This is a genomic window from Sinomonas humi (assembly GCF_000802235.1).
Lineage (GTDB): Bacteria > Actinomycetota > Actinomycetes > Actinomycetales > Micrococcaceae > Sinomonas > Sinomonas humi.
In genome coordinates, this window is record NZ_JTDL01000123.1 from 1 (window position 1) to 22,973 (window position 22,973).

Annotated in this window: 26 protein-coding genes and 1 rRNA gene; 16 read left to right on the forward strand and 11 right to left on the reverse strand. The window is 65.8% G+C overall.

The annotated features are described in order from the left end of the window. Window positions 1-130: 130 nt before the first annotated feature. From rrf to LK10_RS12240, 3 genes are all read left to right on the forward strand, one after another. A 5S ribosomal RNA gene (rrf, locus tag LK10_RS12230) occupies window positions 131-247 on the forward strand. A gap of 525 nt (window positions 248-772) precedes the next feature. Further along, entirely contained in the window at window positions 773-1,882 is a 1,110-nt protein-coding gene (locus LK10_RS12235) for a WD40/YVTN/BNR-like repeat-containing protein (protein WP_043124248.1), read from the forward strand. Between the two features lie 3 nt (window positions 1,883-1,885). Then, the gene (locus LK10_RS12240; protein WP_043124080.1) at window positions 1,886-2,161 is read left to right on the forward strand and encodes a MoaD/ThiS family protein; all 276 of its coding nucleotides are present in this window, start codon (window positions 1,886-1,888) and stop codon (window positions 2,159-2,161) included. 2 nt (window positions 2,162-2,163) lie between these two features. Here the strand turns inward: LK10_RS12240 and LK10_RS12245 are convergent, their stop codons facing one another. Then, a complete protein-coding gene (locus LK10_RS12245; protein ID WP_052207279.1) occupies window positions 2,164-2,406 on the reverse strand; it encodes a hypothetical protein in 243 nt (80 codons plus the stop codon). A 362-nt stretch (window positions 2,407-2,768) separates the two neighbouring features. Between LK10_RS12245 and LK10_RS12250 the strand changes: the two genes are divergently transcribed. The 3 genes from LK10_RS12250 to LK10_RS12260 all read left to right on the forward strand — a co-directional run bounded on the left by LK10_RS12250 (window position 2,769) and on the right by LK10_RS12260 (window position 4,876). Further along, a complete protein-coding gene (locus tag LK10_RS12250) occupies window positions 2,769-2,957 on the forward strand; it encodes a YegP family protein (protein WP_043124081.1) in 189 nt (62 codons plus the stop codon). A gap of 104 nt (window positions 2,958-3,061) precedes the next feature. After that, a complete protein-coding gene (locus LK10_RS12255; protein ID WP_052207280.1) occupies window positions 3,062-4,276 on the forward strand; it encodes a helix-turn-helix domain-containing protein in 1,215 nt (404 codons plus the stop codon). 144 nt (window positions 4,277-4,420) lie between these two features. Further along, entirely contained in the window at window positions 4,421-4,876 is a 456-nt protein-coding gene (locus LK10_RS12260; RefSeq protein ID WP_052207281.1) for a VOC family protein, read from the forward strand. 32 nt (window positions 4,877-4,908) lie between these two features. On the opposite strand, the gene LK10_RS12265 is transcribed toward LK10_RS12260, so the two are convergent. The 3 genes from LK10_RS12265 to LK10_RS20915 are packed head-to-tail and all read right to left on the reverse strand — an operon-like array spanning window position 4,909 to window position 6,816. Next, window positions 4,909-5,358 (reverse strand): hypothetical protein, encoded by a 450-nt coding sequence (locus tag LK10_RS12265; RefSeq protein WP_043124083.1) that lies wholly within the window; start codon window positions 5,356-5,358, stop codon window positions 4,909-4,911. Next, on the reverse strand, window positions 5,351-6,334 hold the full coding sequence (locus LK10_RS12270; protein ID WP_043124085.1) for a hypothetical protein: 984 nt from the start codon (window positions 6,332-6,334) through the stop codon (window positions 5,351-5,353). The genes LK10_RS12265 and LK10_RS12270 overlap by 8 nt, the downstream gene beginning before the upstream one ends. Next, window positions 6,331-6,816: a hypothetical protein gene (locus LK10_RS20915; RefSeq protein WP_052207282.1), complete on the reverse strand. Its 486-nt coding sequence runs from the start codon at window positions 6,814-6,816 to the stop codon at window positions 6,331-6,333. The genes LK10_RS12270 and LK10_RS20915 overlap by 4 nt, the downstream gene beginning before the upstream one ends. A gap of 204 nt (window positions 6,817-7,020) precedes the next feature. Between LK10_RS20915 and LK10_RS20920 the strand changes: the two genes are divergently transcribed. Beyond that, window positions 7,021-7,869, forward strand: a complete 849-nt coding sequence (locus LK10_RS20920) for a hypothetical protein (RefSeq protein WP_052207283.1) — start codon at window positions 7,021-7,023, stop codon at window positions 7,867-7,869. Here the strand turns inward: LK10_RS20920 and LK10_RS12285 are convergent. The 5 genes from LK10_RS12285 to LK10_RS20925 form a co-directional block, all read right to left on the reverse strand. Continuing rightward, window positions 7,866-8,231, reverse strand: coding sequence for a flagellar assembly protein FliW (locus LK10_RS12285; protein ID WP_043124087.1), 366 nt, complete (start codon window positions 8,229-8,231; stop codon window positions 7,866-7,868). The two genes, LK10_RS20920 and LK10_RS12285, sit on opposite strands and share 4 nt — an antisense overlap. Then, a complete protein-coding gene (gene flgL / locus LK10_RS12290; RefSeq protein ID WP_043124088.1) occupies window positions 8,228-9,112 on the reverse strand; it encodes a flagellar hook-associated protein FlgL in 885 nt (294 codons plus the stop codon). Before flgL ends, LK10_RS12285 begins: the two co-directional genes overlap by 4 nt. Before the next feature lies 1 nt (window position 9,113). Continuing rightward, window positions 9,114-10,538: a flagellar hook-associated protein FlgK gene (gene flgK / locus LK10_RS12295; RefSeq protein ID WP_043124089.1), complete on the reverse strand. Its 1,425-nt coding sequence runs from the start codon at window positions 10,536-10,538 to the stop codon at window positions 9,114-9,116. A 14-nt stretch (window positions 10,539-10,552) separates the two neighbouring features. After that, window positions 10,553-11,035 (reverse strand): flagellar export chaperone FlgN, encoded by a 483-nt coding sequence (gene flgN, locus LK10_RS12300; protein ID WP_043124091.1) that lies wholly within the window; start codon window positions 11,033-11,035, stop codon window positions 10,553-10,555. Between the two features lie 116 nt (window positions 11,036-11,151). After that, entirely contained in the window at window positions 11,152-13,077 is a 1,926-nt protein-coding gene (locus LK10_RS20925; protein WP_052207284.1) for an LGFP repeat-containing protein, read from the reverse strand. A gap of 177 nt (window positions 13,078-13,254) precedes the next feature. On the opposite strand from LK10_RS20925, the gene LK10_RS12310 reads away from it, so the two are divergent. Then, complete coding sequence (locus tag LK10_RS12310) at window positions 13,255-13,557, forward strand: putative quinol monooxygenase (RefSeq protein ID WP_043124093.1); 303 nt, start codon at window positions 13,255-13,257, stop codon at window positions 13,555-13,557. A gap of 8 nt (window positions 13,558-13,565) precedes the next feature. Here LK10_RS12310 and LK10_RS12315 read toward each other — a convergent pair whose 3' ends face one another. After that, window positions 13,566-15,956: a hypothetical protein gene (locus tag LK10_RS12315; RefSeq protein WP_156144151.1), complete on the reverse strand. Its 2,391-nt coding sequence runs from the start codon at window positions 15,954-15,956 to the stop codon at window positions 13,566-13,568. Between the two features lie 147 nt (window positions 15,957-16,103). Here LK10_RS12315 and LK10_RS12320 point away from each other — a divergent pair, with 147 nt between their 5' ends. The 7 genes from LK10_RS12320 (at window position 16,104) to LK10_RS12350 (ending at window position 20,784) form a co-directional block, all read left to right on the forward strand. Further along, entirely contained in the window at window positions 16,104-16,511 is a 408-nt protein-coding gene (locus LK10_RS12320; protein ID WP_043124097.1) for a VOC family protein, read from the forward strand. Window positions 16,512-16,550: 39 nt separating this feature from the next. Next, window positions 16,551-16,976, forward strand: coding sequence for a VOC family protein (locus LK10_RS12325; protein WP_043124099.1), 426 nt, complete (start codon window positions 16,551-16,553; stop codon window positions 16,974-16,976). A gap of 8 nt (window positions 16,977-16,984) precedes the next feature. Next, on the forward strand, window positions 16,985-17,548 hold the full coding sequence (locus tag LK10_RS12330) for a dihydrofolate reductase family protein (RefSeq protein ID WP_043124101.1): 564 nt from the start codon (window positions 16,985-16,987) through the stop codon (window positions 17,546-17,548). 136 nt (window positions 17,549-17,684) lie between these two features. After that, window positions 17,685-18,545: a flagellin N-terminal helical domain-containing protein gene (locus LK10_RS12335; protein WP_043124102.1), complete on the forward strand. Its 861-nt coding sequence runs from the start codon at window positions 17,685-17,687 to the stop codon at window positions 18,543-18,545. A gap of 85 nt (window positions 18,546-18,630) precedes the next feature. Beyond that, complete coding sequence (gene fliD / locus LK10_RS12340) at window positions 18,631-20,061, forward strand: flagellar filament capping protein FliD (protein WP_043124104.1); 1,431 nt, start codon at window positions 18,631-18,633, stop codon at window positions 20,059-20,061. Window positions 20,062-20,069: 8 nt separating this feature from the next. Beyond that, entirely contained in the window at window positions 20,070-20,495 is a 426-nt protein-coding gene (gene fliS / locus LK10_RS12345) for a flagellar export chaperone FliS (protein WP_043124106.1), read from the forward strand. Beyond that, window positions 20,488-20,784: a hypothetical protein gene (locus LK10_RS12350; protein WP_043124108.1), complete on the forward strand. Its 297-nt coding sequence runs from the start codon at window positions 20,488-20,490 to the stop codon at window positions 20,782-20,784. Before fliS ends, LK10_RS12350 begins: the two co-directional genes overlap by 8 nt. Before the next feature lie 2 nt (window positions 20,785-20,786). On the opposite strand, the gene LK10_RS12355 is transcribed toward LK10_RS12350, so the two are convergent. After that, window positions 20,787-22,421 (reverse strand): hypothetical protein, encoded by a 1,635-nt coding sequence (locus LK10_RS12355; protein WP_052207285.1) that lies wholly within the window; start codon window positions 22,419-22,421, stop codon window positions 20,787-20,789. 209 nt (window positions 22,422-22,630) lie between these two features. Between LK10_RS12355 and flgB the strand changes: the two genes are divergently transcribed. Then, window positions 22,631-22,972 (forward strand): flagellar basal body rod protein FlgB, encoded by a 342-nt coding sequence (flgB, locus tag LK10_RS12360; protein ID WP_043124110.1) that lies wholly within the window; start codon window positions 22,631-22,633, stop codon window positions 22,970-22,972. The last annotated feature ends 1 nt before the right edge of the window (window position 22,973 follow it).

Genomic DNA, 22,973 nt, shown 5'->3' on the forward strand with positions numbered 1-22,973 from the left:
GTTGTGGTGCCCCCCGCCCACCACGGCAGGGGGCACCACAACCGAATACCGCACAACCGAATACCGCGCACACCGCAGCCCACACGCTTCCCCACCACCCCACCCGGGGTGTGTTGCGAGGAGAGAAGGTTACGGCGGCCATAGCGTGGGGGAAACGCCCGGACCCATCCCGAACCCGGAAGCTAAGCCCCACAGCGCCGATGGTACTGCACCCGCCAGGGTGTGGGAGAGTAGGACACCGCCGGACAACACCACCACCCGAGGGCCCCACAACGACCGTGGGGCCCTCGAGCCATTTAAAACCCCCCCACCAAGCCCCCCGTTCCGGGTACGCCAACGAACGCCCCTGGCCGTTCCGGGTACGCCAACCGACGCCCCTGCCCGTTCCGGGTACGCCAACCAACGCCCCTGCCCGTTCCGGGTACGCCAACCGACGCCCGGGAGCGAGTTCGCGTACCCGAAACAGACCCCCACGGGAGCGAGTTCGCGTACCCGAAACAGACCCCCCACGGCCCCGAACGGCGTCGAACCGAGACGGCCCCGAAACGAAAAAGAGCCCCGGAGCGACGATTGGGGGGTGCGCGCTCCGGGGCCGGTATTTGGGGGCCTTTGGCCTGCTGTCCAGCCTAGACAAGTTAAGTAGATTTCGCCACTAACTGTGGTCATGGAGCTGGGAGTCAACTCCGACCGCGAGAAGGCGGGCGCGGTGGATGAGCTCCTTGCGTTCCTCATGCACCCCACCCTTGCCCGACTCGTGCCGGCGTGCTCGGATATGCACATGGAAAACCCTCGATACCTCTTGGCCATCGGCACGAAGAAGGGCCTGTGGCTGGCGACGAGCACCGACCGCCGCGCGTGGGATCTCTCCGAACCGCAATTTCTCATGCAGGAGATTCCGGCGATCGGCATCGACACCCGTGAGGGCCGCAATCGGCTACTCGTAGGCGTCCGTTCCGAGCACTTCGGCCCCACGGTGGTTCACTCCGACGATCTTGGGGCAACGTGGACTGAGCCGGAGAGGGCCTCGATTGCGTTCGCGGAAGGCGACGATGCCGCCGTCGAACGTATCTGGCAGATCCTTCCGGACAGCGAGGAGCGCCCGGACGTGGTCTGGGCAGGCGTGCAGCCCATCTCGCTATGGAAGTCCACGGATGGCGGCGAGACGTTCGAGCTCAATCGTGGGCTCTGGGAGCATCCCGACAAGAGCGATTGGGGCGCTGGCTACGGCGGCGCGGCCGCCCACTCGATCATTCCCGACAAGCAGGATTCTCAACTCCTGCACGTTGCGATGAGCACCGGAGGGGTTTATCGCAGCAGGAACGGCGGCGAGAGCTGGGAGCGTGCGAGCAAAGGCATTTCCGCGTACTTCCTCCCTGACCCCGAGCCCGAGATGGGACAGTGCGTCCACAAGATAGCGGCCGATGCAGATGGACGCCTCTACGCGCAGAACCATCGAGGGGTCTTCCGAAGCGACAATCAGGGTGAAAAGTGGATCTCCATCGCGGAGGGGCTCCCCGCGGACTTCGGGTTCGTCATGTTGACCCATCCCCGTCGAAGCGGGACGGCGTGGGTCATCCCTCTGGTTTCCGACTACGAGCGGGTCGCTCCTGAAGGCCACTTGGCGGTGCACCGTACCGATGACGCCGGCGAAACCTGGCACAAGTTCGACGACGGGCTGCCAGCAAAAGACTTCAATGTGGTCCTGCGCGATGCTGCCGCCGTCGACGATGGGGACCCGGCCGGGGTCTATTTCGGGACCCGTGGTGGCTCTGTCTACGCGAGCGGCGACGAGGGGGAATCCTTCGTCGAGGTCGCTTCGCGGCTGCCTGACGTACTGTGCGTGCGGGCGGCAGTGCTGCACAGTGGCGGGGCGGCTGGCTGAGCTATGGTCACACTCGTGCTGCCAACGATCTTGGCTGAGGTGGCAGGCGGCCGCACGGAGTTCGCCCTGAGTGGCGTCAACTCCGTGCGGGCCGCGTTGGACGACTTGGCTGGCCGCTACCCGATCCTCGGGCGAAGACTGCGCGATGAGCGGGGCCGGCTTCGGCGGTATGTGAACGTGTACGTGGACGGTGATGATGTGCGACGGCGCGAAGGGCTCGACACGGCCGTCGCGGAAGGGCAGGAGATCCTCGTCATCCAGTCAGTTGCCGGAGGCTGACCTCAGGCGACGAGATCGTTCCCGTTGAAGGTGACGTCCGTCTGCACGTGCCAGAGGGAGAAGTCCTCCTCCTGGATAGCGCGACGACGGCGGGTGTCCTCGTCCCGTATCCAGACAACGCCGATGCCTGGCGCGGTGTCGTAGACGGCCCCCCGGAGGACAGTGACGCCGCTACGGGCCTCGATGAGGTCCCCGCGACGGAGTTCGCTGAGCTTCCGGATGCGGCGGTGGGTCTCACTGGTCATCAGATGCTCCTTCAAGTGTCAGTGATGTTCCGACTGCTTCAGTCTCGAGCACGGCCGTTTCCGGGCGGTTTCGAGAGCATGAGCGTTCAGTAAGGACTTGAAGGCGTAAGCGTTTCCGCAGGTCGGCGGCGTAATTTAGGACACACAGGCCACCTCATGCGAGTCAAACAGGGCGTGTGCGTGCCTGCACGCTAAACCAGCGGTCATAATGCGAAAATATGCTGTGACTGCGCCCAGTACTTGCCAGTAGGGGTATCGCAACCGGACCGTGCACGATAGCGTCTATCACCTGACCCAGCAACGAAGCAGGGTCGGAGTGGGTACTGAAATCGGTACTTGGGTGACAGGCGAAGGGGCGTGCCGTGGCAGCAAGGTTCGAGGTGCTCAAGGATGAGGCAAGGCTCTACCGGGTGCAGTTGAGGTCGGCCGAGGGGGTGGTCGTGGCGGTTGCCCAGGGACTTCAGTCCCTCGATGCAGTGAAGCACGTGATCGCCTCCGTGCGCGAAAGCGCGGCAATAGGGCTAGTGGTGGACATGACTCAGCCCATTTGACGCCTCCGGCGTCCTGACGAGATGCAACGTTGATGCAACCTCGTCGGGCGCGGTGAGAGAGGCCCCCGCGTACACTGTGAGGCACGGCACACATAAGGGAGTGGGTGGACGTGCGGACAGAGCAGCGGGTGCCCGCGGGGCAGGAGACAGCGCGCGATGTCGTGGAGGACTCGTGGCGCCGTTCCTTCCAGGCACATCCACGTCGCGAAGATGCCGCGGTGGAAAGCGTGCTGGGGGAGGACGAGCTCCGAAGCTATCGCGAAGGCCACGCGCTGGCGCCCGTCATGCCGCTCATCTCGGATCTCTTGGTGCAGCCTGCGAGGGATGCGGGAACCGTGGTCGCCGTCGGCGACGAGACCGGACGACTCCTCTGGATCGATGGTGATTCCGCGGTCCGACGCCGGGCCGAGCGGATGGCCTTCCTCGAGGGCGCCGACTGGTCAGAGGACAGCATTGGTACGAGTGCGCCCGGAACCGCCCTCGTAACAGGCGGGGCAGTCCAGATAACCGGCCCCGAGCATTTCAGCCCTCTCGTCGAGGCCTTCTCGTGCACGGCGGTGCCCATTCGTGACCCGCGCTCAGGTGACTCGATCGGCGTCGTCGACATCACGGGAGGCGAGCAGGCCGTCTCTGGCTACGCGATGCCTTTAGTCCGGGCAGCCGTTGCGGCGGCCGAGGAGCGTCTGCGCGCGCTCGCGGCGGCGTCCCAGCGGAGCGGCCGCGCGTCGTCGTCCGCTCCTGCAGTGCTCTCCGTAACCGGCCGCGATCATGGGGTCCTCCGCTCGGGTGAGCGGACCCTGAACCTCTCCGTCCGCCATTCGGAGATCCTCGTGCTCCTCGCCGACAATCCGCGTGGCCTTACCGCCGAGGAGCTTTCCGATCGGCTGTACGAGCAGTCTGTGCCCGCCGTGACGCTGCGCGCCGAACTCGTGCGGCTCCGCAAGGTCATCGACCGGTTTGGCGGAGGGGTGGTGCTGCATTCCCGCCCTTATCGAGTAGAGGGCCTTGAGGTCGATTCAATGCATGCCCTTGCCCAGCTCGAGCGCGGATCCCACCGCCTCGCGCTCAACTCCTACGGGGGCCAGATCCTTCCGCGTTCCGAATCGCCCGCGATCGCTGAACTCCGCGACGAGCTTTCGGCGACCCTCCGCGAGGCCGTTGTGGGAAGCGCAGGTGCCGACGTCCTGATGGCCTACCTCCAGCTTCCAGAGGCGGCGGACGACGCCGAAGCCTGGCTGACGGCGCTACGCCTCCTTCCGCCGCGCTCGCCCAAGCGGGCCGGCGTCGTCGCTCACCTCGAGCGGCTTCTGGCCGCCTGAGGACTCGTTCCACCGCAGCTTTTCCCTGGCGTCCATGACGGGCGGGAAGCTCACAGATGGGGGTCTGGAATTCTGTCGGTGGGGGAACGTAGGCTCCAGATGTCGGAAGCGTCCGGCTCCCGCAGACGACCAAGGAGATCTGTTATGCCCACGATTCTGAACCCCTACCTCAGCTTCAAGGACAATGCCCGCGAGGCGATGAACTTCTACCAGTCGGTCCTCGGCGGCGACCTCACCATCTCCACCTTCGACGATTTTCATGCTGCTCAAGATGAGTCCGAGGGACCACTCGTGATGCACTCGATGCTGACGACTCCGAGTGGTATCACGCTCATGGCCTCGGACACGCCGGAGCGAATGGAGTACCGCCCCGGAACGAACTTCTCAATCTCGCTGAGTGGGGATGACGAGGAGGAACTGCGGGGCTACTGGGACAAACTGACCGACGGCGCGAACATCACGATGCCGCTCGAGAAGGCGATGTGGGGCGACACCTTCGGAATGCTCGTGGACAAGTTCGGCATTTCTTGGCTTGTGAACGTCGCGGGCCAGCCGGAGGGCCAGTCGGACGAGAATTCAGATCCCACACCTCAGGTGTAGGTTCAGCGCCGCGATGGAGAGCGACTAGGTGCTCACGAAGCGGGGCGGTCTTCGCGCTTCTGCTTCGTGAGCGTCTCGTCGATAATGTCGCGGATTTCGAGCAGCAGCTCGGGCGAAAGATCGCTCGTGAGGCTGCGGGCAGCGAAGCTCTTGACCTCGGCCTCGCGCATGGCGCGGAGGAGGTCGAGTTGGGCCGTGACGCGGGCCGGGGTCTCGGCGTCAGCGTTCGTGAGGAACGCGGCGGGAACTCCGAAGAAGTCCGCGAGGGCCTCGAGGAGGTCGGTGTCGGGAGTCATCGGTCCGGTCCCAGCGCGCATGTAGTGCCATCGCTGACGGGAGATGTGAAGGCCGCGGTCCTCAACGGCCTTTTTGATGTCCGGGAACGTGTAGCGGTGGCCCCCCTCGGCCGCGACGACATCCAAGAGCGTGTTGAGACGCTCCGCCAGAACCTCCTCGGGCTTCTGGGGTTCGTGCTCAGGCATAGAGGGCTCCCTCCGATTTCTGGACAAGCTTCGTTTCGGACTCGCTCAGCAGAGTCCCGCCAGCAGCGAGATTGCTGTCGAGAATTTCGACGAGGGCGCGATGCAGCCGCGCGCGTGGATTGCGGCCGAGCACTCCCTTGAGAGGAACGGATACCGAGTCTATGACGACACTGGCATGTGCCGTACGGCGCCACACGGGGTGGAGCCGCAAGAGGTGGTAGCGCTCGCAGAGCTGCCACTGGGCGACGCGCTCCGAAATGGAGGGAAGCATGAGTCCGAACGAGAGCAGGAGCGCTGCAATTCCCTCAAGCGCTTGGAACGCGTTCTGCAGAAACGGCTCGTAGTCCAAGCCGACAAAGGTCAGGACGATGATCTGCCGGAGGAATTTCGCGGCGAAGGCGGCCACGGTGATGACGCAGCCCAGCGCGACCGAGGTGAATCCCGTGCGGAACATGACCGAAGCCATTTGGGGCAGATAACGCAGGCAGACAATAGTCACCTCGACGGACACCGCGGCGAGAAATGCGCACAATGTCGCCATGAACACGAAGACGCCTGCATCGCTCTGAGATGCTGCGTCGAACGTCGGCAGTCCGAGAGGCTGGTCAACCGGGACGGCGCCGGCCGCAGACGCGCAGGCAAACGCTACGCAGTAGACGGTCATTGCCGCGGTCGTCTGCAGAAGCCCGCGTCGGAGGACGGGCTCCTGCTCCTCGGGGGCGACCACGGCCTTGACGATCGCCGTTCGGAACAATCCGAAGGAGAGCATGATCAGGCAACCGCTCATGAGGCTCGCTACGCCGGGGAGGCCCAGGGCTGAGTCAACGGAGCGGAAGACGGTCGGGTAGTTGATTGTCGCCGAGAGAGCGGCGGGCAGTGCGACGAAGAAGACGAGGTCCCCCCGTTGGCGGACGCACGAGGGCAGCCGCGAGAGCACGAGAAGCCACAGCGCCACGATTGAGGCGATGACGATCACCCGAATACCCCCCTGAAGTTCCCCGGCTCCACTCGCCCGGCGCGACGGGTGCGGGCCAGCGCATCCGCGAAGAGGTCGGCGAGGGACTCGGCGACGATCTCGGGCTCTGTGTGCCGCTGGCAGCGCGCGAGGCATTTGGAAACGAGGGTAGGGCTGAGATCGGGCAGGAGGGTGGCGAGATGCTCTTCTTCATCCATGAGCCGCTCGTGGTTGAGGGCCATATGCGCGAATTCGTGGAGGATGATCTGCTCACGGTGCAGCGGCGAGGAAGTCTCGGCGTGGAGAATGAGGTCTGTTTCCGGGAGGGAAAACCAGAGGCCGGAAATTTGATTTCTGCCGAGTTCCTTGACTTCGCGGATCACGATCGACTTGCCCCGATCGTCTTCGAGGAGACGGCGGAGGTCTTCGAGGGTGACGTGCTCGGGGACGTCGAGGTCGCAAAACGCCGCGGCTGCTTGCCCGCGGAGCTGCTCCATGTCCATAACGCCACCCTTGGTCTTACCTGCGGACTCGTACCAGAATATCAGGGCTTGGACACGTCCATTTATCACGACGGGCTGGAAATGTCACAAAAAGTGCTCAGCTCCTGCACAAAAGTGATGGACACGTGACCGTTTGAGTCAGTAGAGTCTTGTCGCGTGACGGCCGCTCGGCCAGTCGATTACCCCTGTGCTCAAGGCTGGCAAGTGATCAAACGGTTGTGGCAGTTCCCCGCTGTCATCGGCGGGACTGCACTCCTCACTTTCTGCGGCGTGAGCGCGCTCCAAGCGAGTGTGAACGGTCCGCTTCACGCGTTCGGGGCGAGCGTCGAGGCCGCGCGTGCCAGCGCTTCCGCTAGCGCTGCGGCCGTCGCCCTGGCAGCTGGCGCCCCGGTCCACGCATCCTCCGGATCCCCATTAGGCGGCAAGCCCACGAGCGTGGGCGCTGCGGGCGCCGTCGTCCCCCCTTCGCCTCAGCCAGGGACGACCAACGACGGCCGGTCCCCGCATCACAGCGCGCCGGCCGTTGGGCTGGCGGGCGACGGCGCCAGCTCTGCCGACGCAGGTTCCGACGGCGCGGGCTCCGACGGCGCGGGCTCAGGCGACGCCCTGGCCAACACCGGAGCGAACGACGGCGATGCAGCCGTCGGCGGTGTGGGCGCCGGGGCGTCGGGCGAGCAGAACTCAGGAAGCCCCGGAAACGCCCAGGGCGTTGGCCTAGGTGGAAATGGCCTAGGTGGAAATGGGCCCGACGGAAATGGGCCAGACGGAGGCAGCCAAGGTGCGAGCGGTCTGCAACCCGCAGCGGGGCACGTGCCGGCCGGCGGTACGGGTGGCGGCCAGGCATTGAGCGGGTCGGCGCCCGGGGGCGGCGCCGGAATCGGCTCGGCTGTTCCGGGAGGAGCCCGCTTCGGATCAGGCGCCAACCCCTCGGGTGGTGCCCACTCGTCGTCGTCCGCTGGGCTTGGAGCGAGCGCATCGGAAGGGGCTCAGCAGCTCAGCCAGGAACTCGGCCGGTGGCTCGGATTGAAGGGCCGCGGGCCAGGGGGCAACTAGCCGAGTGGCATGCGGAGGGGCCAGCCCTGCCCGTCGAGGATCGTCTGTGCGCTCTGGCCCGTCGCCTCGTTGACGATGACGGGGGCCATGAGGTTCACGGTCGTGCCGTTTCCGCCGGGAGTCGCAACCACGAGCACGCGTGCTTCTTCAGGGGACCCGAGCCCAAGGTCGCCGCAGGGTCCCGAGATCTCGGGAGCGTATCCCGGAACGTACACAGCGGGGTCGAGCAGGAAGAGCCGGATTTCGGGAGCCGTGTCCGGGCGGAGGCTGAAGAGGCCGGCAGCGCCCTCGACTGCTTCGAGCGTGAAGTCCGTGTGGGGCGCGAGGCCGGGGAGCGGCTCGGCGAAGGTGAGCGCGCTCACTTGAGGAAGTCCATGAGGCTGGGCTGCAGGGTGCGCGCGGTGACCGCAAGGGCCGCCTGATAGTTCGTCTGCTGGAGCTGCAGGTCGAGGGCCGCTTGGCCGAGGTCGAGGTCCTCGATCCCCGAACGCTTCGCCTCGAGCGCATTCTGCTGTGTCATGTTCTCCGATCCTGCGCGCTGGAGTTGGGCGAGTCGTGTTCCGACGTCGGCGCGGCCATTGACGACTGTGTTCATCCCGGCGTCGAGCGCTTGCAGCTGTGAAGTCGGATCGCTGCCGTTTCGTAGCTCGGAGGATATCGCGTCCAGGACGTTGAAGACCGAGTTTGAGCCCGTGCCGAAGATCGCGGCGCCGTTCGCGTCCACTTGGACCGTCTCGTCTGGGCCGATCCGGCGCTGGACGGTGTCCCCTGCTGTCCCGTTGAAGGTTGGCGGCGTGCCGTCAGTGAAGGCGCTCGTTGCGTCAGAGGTGCCCGCGAAGACGCTGCGGCCCATGTACTTCGTGTTGGCGGCGGCGAGCAGATCGCTGCGGAGGGAATCGATCTGGGCTGCAAGGGCGTTCTTCGCATCCTGGTTGAGCGAGCCGTTCCCGCCCTGGACGGTGAGGTCCCGGACTTGGCGGAGGTAGTCCGTCGCGTTGCTCAGGGTCGAGTCGAGCGTCGTGAGCCACGACGTCCCGTCGTCGATATTCCGCTTGTATTGGGTGTTGGCTGCGATCTGGGCGTGCACGCTCAGGGAATCGGCGGTCCCCACCGGATCGTCCGAGGGGCGGGTGATGCGCTGCCCTGAGCTCGCTGCGTCTTGCGCCGAAGAGAGGCGCGCCTGGCTCGCGCCGAGGCGGCGTTGCGCCGCGCTCAGCATGGTCTGGTCGGTGACGCGGAGCATCTCAGAGTCCTACCGTTCCCATGTGGTTGATGAGCGTATCGAGCGTCTGGTCTAGTGCGGTGAGGACGCGGGCCGCGGCTTCGTAGGCGTGCTGGCCAGCGAGCAGATTCACGTTCTCCTCGTCCAGGCTCACTGAAGCATTGGAGGTCTGCGCGGTCTTGGCGTTCGTCGCGGCCCCCTGCGTCGTCGTCGCCTGCTGCTGCGCTGCCTGGGACGCGCTGCCGAGGATGGAGACGAAGGAGGCCCACTGGCTGTCCGGCGAGTCGGTCTGGGTGCTGAGCTGGGCGATTGCATCGGCGTTCGAGCCATCCTTGGCTCCCGAATTGACCGCGCCGGTGGCTATCCCGCTCGCGTCGGTCGGCACGACCCCCAGCCCCTGCGCAGCCGGACGTGAGGGGTCAAGGCTGAAGAAGTCGAGGCCAGTCGTGCCGGAGGGCGTCTTTCCCTGGGCATGCACGGTGTTGACGGCTTGCGCGAGGGACGTGGCGAACGAGTTGTACTGCGCTGCGGCTTCCGCGATGGGGCCGCCCGTCCCCGAGCCGTTCGCGGGGGCGAGGATCGAGAGGTCGCCCGCGATCGTCCCGCCGTCGGGCCCCACCGGGACGCTCGGACGGTCGGCCCACACGAGCGAGGGGGCGGGCGATGACGTGTCCGCCATGCTCTGCGCTCCGACGAGCTGAACGGCGCGGGACGTGCCGCCCGTGACAAGTGCATTTCCGCCGAGGAAGACGGTGACCGTGCCGTCGGGCTGCTGTCTCACCGTTCCGCCGGCGAGGGACGCGATCGTCTCGGTGAGCTTCGACCGCTGGTCGATGAGCTCGTTGGCGTTGCCGCCCGCGGCGAGGGTTGAGCGGATGGTCGTGTTGAGTGCAGCGACTTGGGTGGCAGCGTCGTTCAGCGAGGTGACCATGCCCTGCGTCTCGGACTGGGTTGAGGCCCACTGGGCCGAGAGGGCCGAGTAGCCGCTCGAAAGCTTGGCAGCGAGCTGCTTGCCGTTCTGGATGACGGTCGAAGCCGCAGACGCATCGCCCGGCTGGTTCGCGAGATCCTGCCAAGACGACCAGTAGGACTGGAGCTGCGCGGAGATCCCGCTCGTCCCCGGTTCCTGGAGGGTCGCCTCGATGTCTTGGTACGCCGTCGACCGCTGTGCGGCATAGCCGGCGGACGACGACGTCGACCTCACCGAAGTGTCGAGCAGCGCGTCGCCGAGCCTTGCGATGCCATCGACCGAGACGCCTTGGCCGACTTGCTGGACTGCCGCGGATCCCATTGCCTGGGCGAGGGGCCCGACGGCGGACTGTTCGATGCGCTGGCGCGTGTAGCCGTCTGTCCCGACGTTGTCGATGTTCTGGCCCGCGAGGTCGATGGCCTGCTGCGCCGCGGAAAGGCCGCGGTAGGCCACGTTGAGGGCGCCGAATGTGCTCACAGTCGTCCTTCGGTTCAGAGGTCCCGGGCGAAGAGGCGCGACTCGTTCGTGCCCGCAGGGCGCCCGTGGGCGTCGTAGGTCTTGGCCGTCGAGGTCACGTCCGCGAGCGTCTCCTGAGTCGAGCGGGAGGCAGCGCGGAGGAACTGCGAGTTGGCATCCCGGAGCTGGCGGATGACGGCGGTCTGTTCCGTCATCGCCTTGAGGTGCGCAGTGAGGATCTCGCCCCACGGCCCTTCCGGAGCTCCTGCCGCGAGCTCGCGCAGGGTCGCCTCCTGCGGAAGGCCCCATTCGCTGGCGACGGCGGCGGCAGTCACGACGCGCGCGAGGCCGGCGGAAGAAAGCCGCTCGAGGACCTGCTCGACCTCGCGGGTCGCGTGCGAAACCCAGCGGGTCTTGCCCGCAGTGAGGAGCAGCTGCTCCTCCTCGAGCTTGAACGTCAGGAGGTCCAGCAGTTCGCGCTCATGCCAGAGCTGAGCCGAGAGGTCGTGGATCGCCATTCCGTGGCAACTCCTCATCCGTGAGCCTTACAGACGCGAACGCGGCGATCGGCGCCCCGTTGACCGTCTCTATCGGCGGGACGAGGGCCCTGGTAAGCGGGAGGGCGGGGCGAGCGTCACGAGATGGCGATGGTCCCATTGATGTCGGTGATCCTGCCGCCTTGGAAGTTCTGGGCCGTGCCATTGGGCACCGAGTAGACCTCGCTCGTCGGGTAGCCGAGGCGCCCGCCCTCGAACCCAGTGGACTGCCACGCGGCGCGGATCGGGCCGTACGATTCGTGAGCTCCTGACCCCGGGGACCAGATGACGGCGCCGCCCTGATAGTTCTGGTAGACGCCTCCGTTGCGCAGCCCACCGACCTCGTCGGTCGTCGGGTAGCCCAGGATGCCGCCCTCGAAGCCAGTGGCCTGCCACTCGCCCCGGATGGCTCCGATGGATTCGTGGGTTCCCGAGGACGGCGAGGAGACGATCGCTCCGCCCTGGTAGTTCTGGTACGAGCCCCCGTTGCGGAGACCCTTGACCACTTCGGTGGTCGGGTAGCCGAGGGGGCCGCTCTCGAAGTTGGTGGCTGCCCACTCAGAGCGGATGGGGCCGTAGGATTCGTGCGTTCCCGAGGCGGGCGAGGACACGATCGCACCGAAGATAAAGCCCTGGTACGAGCCGCCATTCCGGAGCCCGGTGACAATATCGGTGAGGGGCCAACTCAGGGGGCCGTGCTGCAAGCCGGTAGCTTGCCACTCGGAGCGAATCGGGCCGTAGGACGCGTGGGCGCCGTTGAGTTCCGGCGAGCTCACGATTGTCCCTCCTTGATAGTTCTGGTACCACACTTCGTACTCCAGGCCGTCTACCAGATCGCTCGTCGGGTATCCGAGGATGCCGTTCTCGAATCCGGTCGCCTGCCACTTCGACCGAATTGGGCCGGACGACTCGTGGGCTCCGCTGGCCGGGGACCATACGATTGCCCCGCCATCGTAGTTCTGGTAGACGCCCCCGTCTCGCAGGCCCCCGACCTCGTCGGTTGTGGGGTAGACCAGAGGGCCATTTTCGAAGCCGAGCGCGGCCCACTCGTTACGGATTGCACCTCGGGAGACGAATAGCTTGTCATCGCTTACCGCGATAACGGCACCGAACTGGTAGTTGCGGTATGAGTTCCCGTAGAGGATGCCCGTGACTGCGCTTGTGGCCGCCCCGAGCCCCCATGCCGTGGCCTTCGCGTCCATGGCCTCGGCGAGCGTCATCGGGGGGTCCACTGTGAAGGGCAGGCTCAGGGAGGCGAAACCGGGAGACATGACGCTAACCCAGTGGGATGCTCCGATCGCGGACGTAGGAACAGACGTGTTCAGGGCGAAGGTGCCATCGGCGGAGATGGTCGCCGAGCCGAGCACGGCGCGGTCAAAGTTCACAGTCGCGGTGGCCGACGGCGCATATCCAGTTCCGGTAACCGTCAATGACGATCCGAGCGGGCCAGAAGAGGAAGAGAGGGCGATGGCGGGGCAACCCGAGATGGGGCCGTTATCAGGGACCTTCGACGGCATCCGCGTGCCGCTCCACATCGATGCCGAATTGCCCGTGCTCAGGTACGGGTTGTTGCTGAACTCCACGCTGATCAGATTGCTTGGGCTCTGGCACGAGTAGTCGACGGACCACGTGGCCACGGTCTGGGTCACAGTCGCGGTGGCAGGGACGAGCGTTCCAGCGGCGGTAGCGCAGGTGGTGACAGTCGGATCGGTAGCAGTGCTGGTCGTGCTGAGCCACTGTGAGAGTTGGGGAGAGCGGTCGCTCACTGTGTTGGCCCAAGTCGGGTCGCTGAAGTAGACGCCGACCGTCCCGTCTGGGGCGCTTTGGCTCTGAGTGGCGCACTGCGGGTCCGAAAAGGTTTCCCGGTACAGCGTCTGGGTGCTGAAGGTGACAGTCCCGGATCCGGCGACGGTGCCCGGAGTGACAGCGACGTTGATGACCCACGGCGGGGCCGCCGCGTTTGCTGGTCCAGCTCCTGTGACGAGGCTGGCGGCCAGGAGCACGGCCCCCACGACTGCGGACAAACATGCGCGAATGCGCCCTGACTTGATTTCCAAAAGATCCCCCGACCCCAAGCCGAATTGATGTAAGAACATCGGCTGGGCTCACGGTAGCGGTTGGGAAACCGAGACGACAAGGCTTTGCGGTAGTGAGTTATCAGAAGACGCGGGCATTTATCGAAGAGTGCTAGTTTCGCCGCCATGACTTTTGCAAATGCGGGCACGCTCGGTGCCGTTCCTGGGCGACGCGACGAACTGGTCGCGCATCTGACCAAGCGCAGCAATCTGCTAGAGAAGCTAGGCTGCCTCACCTACGAAGTCGGGATCAACGACGACGAGCCTGAGACGGTGTTCGTCGTCGAGATTTGGGAGAGCGCGGAAGCTCACCGTTCCTCGCTGGCCGCTCCGGAAGTCCAGGCGTCCATCGCGGCCGCTCGTCCCCTCTTGTCCGGCGCCTTCGGCGGGTTCCGGTTCGAGATCGTGGGATCCCCGCTTCGCGATTGAAGGGCCACCTATGAGGACGGCCGGAGTTCCCAGACCGTCACTGTTGGGAGCGTGAGGCGGCGGACGGCGAGCGAATCGAGCAGCTTTGCGTCCGCTGGCGTCCCGTTGCGGTCGGCTACGAGCCAGCGGACCCCGCGGGAGCTGTAGAGGCGGTCGAGCAGCGCAGGCGTCGGTTGGGTAAACGAAGTGGTCTCCTCCGTCAGCCGTTCGGGGTCCCAGAAGGGCTGGTTGGGCCACCAGACCGTGGCGGTCCATGCGGAGTCGAGATTGCGCGGCGCATAGGCCCAGCCTCCTACGTCCACGCTGCGTTGCGACAAGGCTGACAGGGTGTAGGCCTTCGCTGTGCACGGGTTTTGAGGCTGAGGCCCAGCTTGGGGCTGGAGACACTGCTGATTGGATCCCACGACGTCGTGGGGTCCGGCATGGGCGGCAAGCCACTTGCCTGCGGCGAGCTCGTCTTGCGTGACGTTTGGCGGCTGGCCTGCACCTTGGACGACAGCCAGAGAGGGCGTCGTCGCCGTGTTGGTGAGATAGAGCCCCGTGGACAGCATGCCGGTGCCGAGAAGGGCCGCTAGCAGCCCGACCGGAACCGCGCGCCGCAGGCGCGTGCGGCGCATCGTCAGCAGGATTGCCAGCGCACCGCAGCCACCCAGCACGGCGGCAAGAACGACCAGCGGCCCGGCCCACCACATGACCTGTTGCACCGGGTCGACGACAGTGGGAGTCGGTCCCGCACCGCCGTGGCTCGTGAGCCAGGCAGCCATGGGTGGCGTGCGCCCGGCGAACGTTGCGATTGCGATGGTCGCCGCGAGGCCGAACAGGAGGCCGACGAGAGAAGCGAGCCGCCACGGAGTATCTTGGCGCCGCGCCAAGTACGTTGCGATCCCGGAGGCAGAGCCGACAATGCCGACTGGGTACGCGGCCACGAGGAAGAATTCTTCCGAGAGACCGGGCTGGCGGAAAGCCAAGGCGCCGCCGAAGCCTGCCACGACTGTTCCGAGCACAAACCACGACGCCGCGTCCCGGCGCGCGGCTGTGAGGTACCCGATCCCGACCAACCTCGGCAGCAGCGGCAGCAGCCATAACCCGAACGCCGCGACGAGGGCCAGCATTGGAAGCTGAGGCAGGGAGAGATAGGACGAACCCGTGGACGGAGTCGTCAGTCCCGGGAATAGCCAAGTGGCAAGTTGTTGAATCGTGCCGCCCGGCGCGAACTGCAGGCCGTATCCTGTTCCACCGTAAATGGTGTATTTGGCGATTAGCAGGATCCCGACAGTCGCAGCGCAAACGATGAGCGCTGCACGCACACGTCGCTTGGTCCTGAGCGCGACGAGCACCGCGAAGACCGCACCGCCAGCGAGAACGGCGTCGTCGGCCGATTTGGCTCCCGCACCGAAGACCAACAGCGGTATGAGCAAGCGGACGGGTACGGCGTCGTCGTCCGCCCCCTTCCTCAGGAAGGCGATCGCGCACCCCGCGCAGGCCAAGGTGGCGAGCCAACCGAAAACGGTAGTCAATGACGCCCACCAATAGGTCTGCACGACTGACTGGGATCTGCCGTCTGGGGTCCAGAAGGTGGCCGCGGTGTTGCCCATTACTGTCAGCAGGGCGGCGGCGATGGGGCCAGCCCACACATTGCCGGAAAGGCGCCGAGCAACCACGGCGGCGAGCAGGACGATCGCGGGCAGAAGGGTGACCGGTGCAAGGCGGAGGACCATGTCCCACGGGTCCACCCCGCTGCCGGTGGCCAGGTGCGCCAAGATGGCGTGGCCGAACCAGTGGTAGGCAAAAGGCTCGCCGGAAACCGTGGGGTATTGCGGAACGAGGGAATGCCGCATTTGCCCGACTACGGCGAGCTGAAAGAGCACGTCTGGATAGTAGGCGCGACCGCCCGCGCCGGGATCTGCGGGATTGAGCCGCAGGAAGTCCTGCGCCATCCAGGCAATCGCCACCGCGATCGCCCCGATTACCGCTAGGTTCGGGCCAACTCCCCAACCCGGGGCTGGGCGCGCCAGAACCCGTCGTCGAGCCGTGGGAACAGCAAGAAGCACAGCGATAACCGCGGGTCCCCAGAGCCACGACGGCGGAGACCAAGGCAGGCCGGCGTCGAGCACCCAACCCGCTAGCGCCACCAGGCACCCAGCCGGGATGCCCCAGGCGACGTCCTCAATGAGGGGCGCCTGAGCGGGGCGGACGGCACGGACGAGAGCAATGCCGGGCAGGAGGACCGCCAGAACGCACGCCACCACCCAGCGTGCAGTGTCCAGAGCTGGCGAGCCGGTGGCGACCAGCACGGCAAACCACACGGCTGCGAGCAGCAACCAGGCCGTCGCTGATACGGGGAACCTGCCGCGCCGGGACTGCTGGGGGAGCCGGTCCAGGACCACCTCGGCGGTCATCAAAGCCTGACCATTACCGAACATCCCGGTTGTCCCCATTCCTCTTGCCAATCGAGCCACCGCAGGCCGCTGAAACTCTCAGCACCCCGCCGTTGCCGGGCACAACATACCCGAGCATACTGGGCTCCGGCAGAGGAGGAGAAAAGCATGAACACGGTCCAAATCCGCTACATCGTGAACGATGTCGATGCGGCGATAGCGTTCTACACCAGGCACTTGGGCTTCCACGAAGAGATGCATCCTGCTCCCACCTTTGCCATGCTGTCCCGAGGAGACCTTCGTCTGGTGCTAAGTGCCCCGAGTGCTCCGAACACAGGCGGCGGCTCGGCTCTCCCCGACGGGCGCAAGCCCGAGCCCGGCGGCTGGAATCGTTTCGCCATCCAAGTGGACGACCTCGCTGCCCTGATGCCCCGACTTCAACACGACGGCGTCCGCTTTCGTACGAAGGTCATCGAAGGAGTCGGCGGCAGGCAAGCGATTATTGAGGACCCGTCCGGCAACCCGGTCGAATTGTTCGAACCCATCCGGCCTGAGGCTCGCCTTTCCAACGGCTGAGCCGAAATCGAGAGAGGGAGCGCTTTGGGCATTCAACGGATGGATAACGTCGGCGTCGTCGTCGAGGACTTGGATGCCGCTGTCGGCTTCTTTACCGAACTCGGCATGGTTGTGGAAGGCAGCGCGTCGATCGAGGGCCCTTGGGCAGACCGTACGGTCGGACTCGACGACATCAGAAGCGACATCGTGATGATGCGGACGCCGGACGGCCACGGCAAGCTCGAACTGACCAAATATCACGCCCCTGCCCTCTCGGGTGCCGGTGCCGAGAATCCACCGCCCAACACTCTGGGACTGCATCGCGTCATGTTCGCCGTCGATGACCTCGACGACACCCTCAGCCGCCTACGTGCTCACGGCGCGGAACTCCTCGGCGAGGTAGCGCAGTACGAAAATACCTTCCGGCTCTGCTACCTCCGAGGGCCCGCAGGCATCATCCTCGCCTTGGCTGAGCAGATCGGCTAGGACTGCCGATGCGCAGCGTCACCTACTCGATGAATGTTTCACTTGACGGCTTCATCACCGGACCCGACGGCGACATCAACTGGTCCGCGCCCGACGAGGACGTCTTCCGCTTTGTCACCGACGAGATACGGGGGGTCGGCGACTACCTGCTGGGACGACGGCTGTACGAGACGATGCTGTACTGGGAGACCGCCGACCAGGACCCGTCCCTCACTGACTCACAGCGCGAGTGGGCCGCGCTCTGGAAGCCGCTCCCCAAGGTGGTGTTCTCCCGTTCTCTCACAGAGGTTCAGGGCAATGCCCGACTGGCCTCCGGCGGGCTACGGGAGGAGATCGAGCGCTTGCGAGCCGAGCCGCGGGAAGGGGATATCGCAATCGGCGGGGCGACCCTCGCTGCCGAGGCGGCCGCACTGGACCTGATCGATGAGTATCGTGCCAGGGTCTGCCCGGTGCTGCTCGGCGGTGGCATCCCCTTCTTTCCCCAAGGTGAGCGGCGTGTCCATCTCGAACTCCTCGAGAGCCGGGTCTTCAACTCCGGACTCGTCTATCTCCGCCATCGCGTCCTGCGATAGGTCCGTGGGTCCTGCAGTAGCCAGAAGAAATCTTCCTCCGTCACTTACGCACGGCCGGCAACAGCCGATTGGTGGCAGTGAGGGCCCACGGACGGGCCTGAAGCAGTGACAACAACTCATTCACGGAGGACTCACGATGGCTCTCACCGTCAACACCAACCTCATGGCCCAGCAGGCCTACCTCAACCTCAACAAGACCTCGGCCGACATGGCGAGCTCTATGGCCAAGCTCTCGAGCGGTCTTCGCATCAACACGGCGGCCGACGACGCGGCCGGCCTCTCGATCTCGCAGGGCCTCACCTCGCAGGTCAGTGGCAACCAGATCGCGTCCCGGAACGCGCAGGACGGCATCAACGTCATTCAGACGGCTGATGGCGCCCTCGGCGAGGTCCAGTCGATCCTCCAGCGTATGCGTGACCTCGCGGTTCAGGGCGCGAATGACTCGAACAACACCGATTCGCGCAACGCCATTACTTCTGAGGCGAGTGCTCTCAGCAAGGAACTGGGCCGGATCACATCGTCCACCAACTTCAACGGAATCAACCTCTTGGATGGCTCGGCTGGCGCGGCCATGGACGGTAACCTCAGTTTTCAGGTCGGGGCTGGCGGAAATACCGCCAATGACCAGATCTCTGTCGACTTCAAGAACATTGGAGGAGCGGGCGGCGCGTTGAACGGGTTCGACACTGCCGCCACCTTCGACGTGACGAGCGCGACCACCGCCGCGACCACCATCAATAATCTGGACACGGCAATTAAGAACATCTCAAGCCAGCGCTCTGATCTCGGTGCAGCTCAGAACCGCCTCACCCACGCCATGAACATCGCGAACACGTCGGCCCAGAACCTCAGCGCCGCCAACTCGCACATCACGGATACCGACATGGCGTCCGAGATGGTCAACTACACGAAGGACTCGATCCTCTCGCAGGCTGGCACGGCGATGCTCGCGCAGGCCAACCAGTCCGGCCAGGGCATCCTCAAGCTCCTCGGCTAGAAAACGGATCAACGCTGATGGCGGTCAGGGAGGCAATCCGCTCCTGACCGCCATCGGCGTGTGACTGACGCGAAGGAGTTAGAGCGTGACCGGAATTTCGATCAACGGCCTGGGCAGTGGGCTCGACATCACGTCGATCATCAATTCGCTCATGCAGGTCGAAGCCCTGCCGCAGCAGCAGCTCGAGCAGACTCAGGCCAACGACCAGAGCATGATCAGCGCCCTCCAAACGCTGAATGGCAAGGCGTCCTCGCTCGCCACGCTTGCCGACAACATGGCACTTCCGGGGGCGCTCAACCTCTTCACAGCCAGCTCGAGCAACAGCGCGGTGACCGCGACGGCTGGGACGACGGCAACCGCGGGTGCCTTCAGCGTCCAGGTCAACCAGACTGCGCAGACCCAGGTCGACGTCACCGCCGCCATGGCGAGTTGGCCCACTGACTCAACCGGGGCGCCGTCGTCCCTCACCCTCGTCGACTCGACGGGAAAGCAGACCCAGGTCACCCCGGCGAGCACATCGATCGACGACGTCGTGAGTGCCATCAACGCGGCTGGTGGGCCGGCGACGGCGATGAAGGTCGCCTCGGGCACCGACGCGAGCGGGAACACCCTCTACCGGCTCCAGCTCAACGCCACGCAGTCCGGCGCGGCTGGAGCGTTCACCGTCTACCAGGGGACCTCGGCCGACGTCGCCGCGGGCACGGCCACCGACCTCATGTCCCAGTCGAGTGCCGCCGTCGTGACCACGGCCCAGGACGCTTCGGCGACCCTCTACTCAGGGACGGCCGCGCAGCAGACGGTCATCTCGTCGTCGAACACGTTCACCAACCTGCTCCCGGGGGTCGACGTCACCGCGACGTCGGCGTCGGTAGGCACGACGGCGACGATCACCGTCGCGAGCGACAACGCCGGCATCGCGAAGCAGGCCAGCGACCTCGTCAGCTCGGTCAACGACCTCCTGAGCAACATCTCGGACAACACCAAGGTCACAACGACGATCAACAACACGGGCGGCTCGACCGCCTCAGGGGGCCTCTTCACGGGCGAGTCGACCGTGCGAGGCGTCTCGGACGCGATCACCAACGCGCTCTACATGCCCACGAGCAACGGCCAGTCGCCGTCGGCCCTCGGGATCAGCATCAACCAAGACGGATCGTTCACGTTCGACCAGAGCAAGCTGACCTCCGCGCTCGCCGCCGATCCTGCGGGAACCGAAGCGTCGCTTCAGGAGATCGCGTCCCGCGTCTCCTCGGCGGCAAAAAACGCGTCTGACCCCGTCACGGGGTCGATCACGTCCCTCATTTCGGGCCAGCAAACCGAGGTCGCGGACCTTTCCACCCTGATCAGCGACTGGGACACCCGCTTGGCCGACCGCAAGGCGACGCTCACCGCCCTCTACAACAACATGGACACGATGATGGGCACGCTCAAGTCGCAGCAATCGTGGCTCACGAGCCAGATCGCAGGGCTTCCCACCTACTCCTCGTCATCCAGCAGCTCCAGCTCCAACGGTTAGGAACGCCCATGACTCTCCAGCCAGCCCGCGCCCGGCAGCTGTACAACCGGGACGCGATCCTCTCCGCGAGCCCGGTCCGGCTCCTCACGATGATCTACGACCGCCTCCTGCTGGACCTCCACCGCGCCGAGACGGCCCAGGGCGCGGCAGACTGGCAGACGGCTAGCGATTGCCTCCTGCACGCGCAGGACATCATCGCGGAGCTCAACGCCACCCTCAAATCCGGCATCTGGGACGGTGCGGAAGGCCTGCGCAGCCTCTACGACTACGTGCGCCGGGCCCTGGTCAACGCGAACGTCAACCGCAACCCCGCGCTCACGCGCGAAGCCATCGCGCTCCTCGAACCGCTGCGCCAGTCGTGGCACCAGGCCGCGGCATCCCTCCCGGCCGAGCGCCCGGAAGCCGCTACAGCCGCGGGGGGCTACGTTGGCTGAATCCTGGGACGAGGTGCTCGGCCGCCTCGAGACCGACCTGGACGCCGTCGAGCACGGGCTCCGAGACCCGGCCGCTCCGGCCGTCGAAGCGTGGCCCCTCCCAACTGGGCTGGGGCCGATTCCGGAGCGCCTTGTCCGCCGGGCCCTTGCGCTGAGCGACCGGCAGGAGATTCTGGCCAACCTCCTCGAAGAGGCGAAGGCGAAGACTGCGCGGCACCTCGCCGTCGTCCGCTCCGTGCCCCCCGCCCGGGCCGAGGGAACCGCGATCTACCTCGACGTCAAGGGCTGAAGTCAGGGGACTGGGTCGGGCGAGGCTGGGCCGATCGTGAGGATGGGCGAGCCGAAGTCCGTGATGGTGTAGCGGCCGCAGTGGATGGTGCTCGACGGCGCCGTGTTGGCGATGGGAGGAAGCACGAGCGGAGTGGGCTCCGAGTCGGTCACCACGAACGAGACCTTGGCGCCCGAGTAGTCCGTCCGGTCAGTGAGCCACGCGTACTTCCCGAACTGGCTGTCCACCTGAACCAGTTGGCTGGGTTCGGCGAGAAAGGCCTTGGGCGCCCGGATGGCCCAGAACCTTCCGGCCCCGATTTCGTGGCTCGAGCTGACCCAGGCGTCGACGCAGCGGACATCGAGGTCGACGACGGCGGCGGACCTGGTCAGGGCTCCCGTCGCCGCAGCTGACGCGGCCAAGCAGGCCACCACAAGGCCGGCAAAGATCCCCGTGACCGCCTTGCGTGGAAGACGGCGGAAGATCGCCGGGGCCCGCGCGAAGAGCTTCGGCGCCAACACCAGCGTGCACACGGGAGCGAAGTACATCGGCTGGAGATAGCGAACCCAGAATTGGCCGAGGATGATCATTCCGCCCATGACCGCCAATGGAGCCAGCCATGCCAACCCGCTGACGACGGCGGTGCCGGCGTCTCGCGTGGCGAGGGAGCCGCGGAACACAATCACCGAGATGAGGATCAGCGCGATGACAGCTGTCAGAGACACAGCGCCCTCGATCGTCGAGGCTCTTTCGGCCAGCATGTGCGGGTAGAAGATGGCGGCCACGCTGGCCATCCCGGGGTTCACGTAGGACGGGCCGTCCCTGAGGATGATGGACCCGAATGGAATCCTCGCCAGAAGGCCGAGGCCGCTGCCGAGGGCCAGAAGAGCGGCTGCAAACGCAAAGCGCCGCCAGCCGATGACACGCTTCCACGCGATCAACGCGAGAACGACGCCGAGCGGCAGCACCTCCCAAGCCAGGAACAACGGGTTCGTGAGGCTTGAGACCGCGGTTACGCCGACGAGAACGAGTTCGAGCCAGCGCCAGCGGCTCAGTCCCTGGGACTTCAAGAGCCGCACCGTGAGCGCCGTCGTGGCGACCGATGCGAGCACGGTCATGCTGTAGTACGTCGTGGTCGCGAGGAGCGAAGCGAGTTGGAAGTCGTTGTAGCCCGAGGAGCTTTCCAAGAGCGCAAAGCCCGTCATCGCGCCGAACGCGACGAGTGCGCCGGCGACCCGGTGCGCTCGCAGCCGCTCGCGCTGCACGACGCCGCTCAAGAGCCTCAGTGCCCCATAGAACAGGAGCAGATTGACGACGGCGTTGAGCGCGAACGTGCCCTTGACCCCGAGCCCCAGCGCGGCGAGGACGAGGTACAGCCCCATCTCCGGGATGAACAGGACGGCGGAGAGGGCCCAGTCCTGCTGCTGTCCCGAGAGGATGGATCCGCGGACGAGCGCTGGCAGCACCGAGTCGCCGTCGTAGTACAGCATCCACGAACGGTCGGTGGCGTCGAGGTGCCACACGGTCAGCAGCGCGAGCGCGAGCGCGACGACGAGGCCAACGCACTCGGCTCCCCACAGCCTCCCGATCCGCCGGAGCGGACGCCGGGCCGGCTTGGTCACCGACGCAGCATCGGTCAGCACGACGGAATCAATCACTCTGTGATCGTTGCAAGCCAACTGGCGCTAGGGCCGTGTGCTCACCGAAATCTTTGCCCTTCCTTGCGAGAAACTTGGACTCGAACGCACGCTGGCTCCGCCTCCTAACGCCGGGGCGTGCACTGCCGATAGACAACAGCGAGCACGGACTGCTCGTCATGACCTGGCCACGGATCGGCCGGACCATCCCCCTACCCAGGCAGGACAGTGTGCTCGATTCCGTGACCTCTGCCGCGCTCACGAGCGCGCTCAACGGACTTTCGCTGCGCCAGCAGGCCATCGCGGACAACATCGCGAACGTCAACACGCCCGGCTACCACGCGAAGCGCGTCCAATTCGAGAACGCCCTCGCCGCCTCGGTGGCGGCGGGCAATGGCAACGCCCAGGCGACGACGTCGGTGTCCGAGGAGCCGACGCAGCTCAATGGGAACAACGTGAACCTGGACACCGAGACTCTTTCGAATGTCGACACGGTTCTTCGCTACCAGTTCGCTTCCCAGGCGCTCAACAACGAGTTCACCTCCGTACGCACCGCGATGAAGACGTCCTAAG

Excerpts from the sequence above, each read along its gene's own strand:
- LK10_RS12235 (WP_043124248.1), top strand. The coding sequence starts at position 773 with ATGCACATGGAAAACCCTCGATACCTCTTGGCCATCGGCACGAAGAAG.
- LK10_RS12240 (WP_043124080.1), top strand. The coding sequence starts at position 1,886 with ATGGTCACACTCGTGCTGCCAACGATCTTGGCTGAGGTGGCAGGCGGC.
- LK10_RS12245 (WP_052207279.1), bottom strand. The coding sequence starts at position 2,406 with ATGACCAGTGAGACCCACCGCCGCATCCGGAAGCTCAGCGAACTCCGT.
- LK10_RS12260 (WP_052207281.1), top strand. The coding sequence starts at position 4,421 with ATGCCCACGATTCTGAACCCCTACCTCAGCTTCAAGGACAATGCCCGC.
- LK10_RS12265 (WP_043124083.1), bottom strand. The coding sequence starts at position 5,358 with ATGCCTGAGCACGAACCCCAGAAGCCCGAGGAGGTTCTGGCGGAGCGT.
- LK10_RS20915 (WP_052207282.1), bottom strand. The coding sequence starts at position 6,816 with ATGGACATGGAGCAGCTCCGCGGGCAAGCAGCCGCGGCGTTTTGCGAC.
- flgL (WP_043124088.1), bottom strand. The coding sequence starts at position 9,112 with ATGCTCCGCGTCACCGACCAGACCATGCTGAGCGCGGCGCAACGCCGC.
- flgN (WP_043124091.1), bottom strand. The coding sequence starts at position 11,035 with ATGGCGATCCACGACCTCTCGGCTCAGCTCTGGCATGAGCGCGAACTG.
- LK10_RS12310 (WP_043124093.1), top strand. The coding sequence starts at position 13,255 with ATGACTTTTGCAAATGCGGGCACGCTCGGTGCCGTTCCTGGGCGACGC.
- LK10_RS12315 (WP_156144151.1), bottom strand. The coding sequence starts at position 15,956 with ATGACCGCCGAGGTGGTCCTGGACCGGCTCCCCCAGCAGTCCCGGCGC.
- LK10_RS12320 (WP_043124097.1), top strand. The coding sequence starts at position 16,104 with ATGAACACGGTCCAAATCCGCTACATCGTGAACGATGTCGATGCGGCG.
- LK10_RS12325 (WP_043124099.1), top strand. The coding sequence starts at position 16,551 with ATGGATAACGTCGGCGTCGTCGTCGAGGACTTGGATGCCGCTGTCGGC.
- LK10_RS12330 (WP_043124101.1), top strand. The coding sequence starts at position 16,985 with ATGCGCAGCGTCACCTACTCGATGAATGTTTCACTTGACGGCTTCATC.
- LK10_RS12335 (WP_043124102.1), top strand. The coding sequence starts at position 17,685 with ATGGCTCTCACCGTCAACACCAACCTCATGGCCCAGCAGGCCTACCTC.
- fliS (WP_043124106.1), top strand. The coding sequence starts at position 20,070 with ATGACTCTCCAGCCAGCCCGCGCCCGGCAGCTGTACAACCGGGACGCG.